Genomic DNA, 2,372 nt, shown 5'->3' with positions numbered 1-2,372 from the left:
CGTGATTCGTCAGTTGCGCGACGACAGGGTTCTTGATGAAGTGGTTGTACACGGCCTTGCGGTAGTGCACCGGGTTGTCGCTGGCGATGCCGTCCGGATCGATCGGCGCGCGGGTGGAGCGCTCGCGGCTGATTTCGTCCACCAGCGGGCGCACGTTCCAGTAGTCCGGACGGCCGCTGCTGTCGCTGCGACGAGTCGGATCGAAGATGAAACTGAGCCAGTACTCGGCGTCGCTGAACTGCTGCTCGGTGTTGAGGCGATGGCTGATCAGGAACGGCAGGTGGAAGAACAGCTCCCAGAAGTAGAGGCCGTTGGCGCCCTTGAAGTCCATGAACGGCTGAGTGCCGGATTCGGCCAATGCCGGCTCGGGTAGGTGCTGGGTTTCCCAGGACAGCAGGTTTTCCAAGGCAATGTTGGCACGCTCGATCAGGTTACGGGCGAACAGAGTGTTCATGCGGATGGGCTGGCGAAGGCCGTTGTCGCGGTCGTTGCGGGCGATGGTAGAGCGGGTGAAGTCAATGTACTCGGCAGTGCCCAGGGTCGCGTTGGTGTAGTACGAGATTTTCGGGGCGATCAAGTGGGCGTCGTCGCCGATGAATTCAAGCTCGATCTCTGTGGCTTTGATGGCATGGCCTATGCCGGTGCTGCTGGTGCCATTGGTCTCCATGACATACACGCCATGGATGATCGTGAATTTTTTCTCGTGGTCTGGCCAGGTAACGTTCCAATCAGGGCGAAGGGTTTCAGGGCTGATTTTGATAGTGGCCGATTGCGAGTCCTGGTTGGGCAATAAAGTGTCTTGAGCCGAACCCACTTTAAGATTGACCTTGAGCCGGTTGCTCTCAGGCGTGGGATTACTCATTGAGCTTGGCCGGGCGAGGAACTGCAGAAACTTCAGGTCTCCGGAACTGTATACGGGGTAGCTCGTGGGGTTTGGGGCGCCACTCGACTGGTTGTAAGTTTCCATTGAGAGAAGATCACTTGGGCGGGCCTGGACTCGACGCAACAGGTCTCTGTTTACCCTTTTACCAGCCAGGTCTGTATGTTGACCGTTAGGACTAAAAGTTACGTTTTGGGCGTTCTCGTCTGTTATCAGAGTATGCCTTCCTCCTGGCAACTGGAGCCATATAAAACCCCGATAGGGGCTCGAAAACGCCCCGGCCGTGCATGTCAGTCGGGAGTTGGGCTGCAGAGTCACCATACCCTCGCCATCGTCTTCAGGCAGATAAAATTCAAATTCGTACCTTTCGGTGCCAGTAGTCGAGGTGATCTTGATGCCGCTTTCTTTTGCAAAACGCGTGTTGACTCGCGTCGTAAAATTGATTTCGCGCCTGGCTTCATCCCACTGGATGTCGTCGCCATCGACGGTGTGCAGGATCCGTGGCTGCCAGCCTGCATAGTTCCAGCCTTGCAGGCCACTGGTTCCCGAATGGGGAGAGGTGGTTTGGCTAGAAGGCTTGATTCGGATCGAGACTCCCGTCACAGGGAACTGAAAGCGTCCGGCATTGGTATCGGCGGCAGCGAACAGGATGCCGACGCGCATGACCAGATTACGATTCAGTCTTTTGTCCTCTTCCTCGTTTTCTTCCTCAGTGCCATCAACCAGACCGTATTCCGGGAACAGATCGAAGCTGTTGAAATTCTTGTCGATCTTCAGGGTTTTCAGCAGGCGGTACTTGTCCAAGCGGCCATCGGTAGTACTGGAACCCTTGACGTAACCGGCATACATGGCCAGGAACAACGCTTCGGGATTGGTCGAGACATCGACGACGGCAATGGTGTCGAGGTCGATCTTGTGAGTGCCGTACTCGGGGTCATCCTTTTCTTCCGTCTTCCATTGGTAGGTAATGGCGGCAGGATCCACTTCGGTTTCCATGTAGCACTGCGGCGCACTCCAGCTGTCGTCGTACTTTTTGTACGTCAGGTTCAAACGTAGCTTGCACGTTGCTTTAGGCTTGGGCAGATCGCGATGGCTATAAGAGCCGCCGACCGGCTCGACGGCTTCCAAGTCACCGCTGCCTGCCGGATCGACGCTGTCGATCATCTCGACCCAGGTCACGAACAGCCGGTTGTTGAAGTACACCGGACGGATGGTTTTCTCGATCGCCGCTTCCGAGATCGGCAGGTTGGCCCGTTTCCAGTCCGACCAGGCGCCGGGCTGCGGGTTGTCCTGCTTGGGCCCTGCGGTGCCGGACAGGTAGCTGCGCTCGGACATGTTCACCGAGCGCCAGTAATAGGCACCCTCGGCGCGGGACTTGCCGATGAAGTAGTAGTTGGACTCCTTGAAGTCGGTGCCGGCGATGTAGCCGTTGATGATGGTCAGGTTGGCCACTTCCTCGAAGCTGGCCAGGTAGGCCTGGACCGCTTCCTGG

The 2,372-nt window shown here is 57.1% G+C and carries 1 protein-coding gene; it reads right to left on the bottom strand.

All coding sequences use genetic code 11. The annotated features are described in order from the left end of the window. On the bottom strand, positions 1-2,372 hold a 2,372-nt coding region (locus tag ASF66_RS22640), incomplete at both ends, for a neuraminidase-like domain-containing protein (RefSeq protein WP_269083345.1).

The sequence above is a fragment of the Pseudomonas sp. Leaf129 genome, from assembly GCF_001423465.1.
In the GTDB taxonomy this organism is placed as follows: Bacteria; Pseudomonadota; Gammaproteobacteria; order Pseudomonadales; family Pseudomonadaceae; genus Aquipseudomonas; species Aquipseudomonas coleopterorum.
Note: the sequence above shows the minus strand (reverse complement) of the source record. Positions and strands in the feature narration are given on the sequence as shown.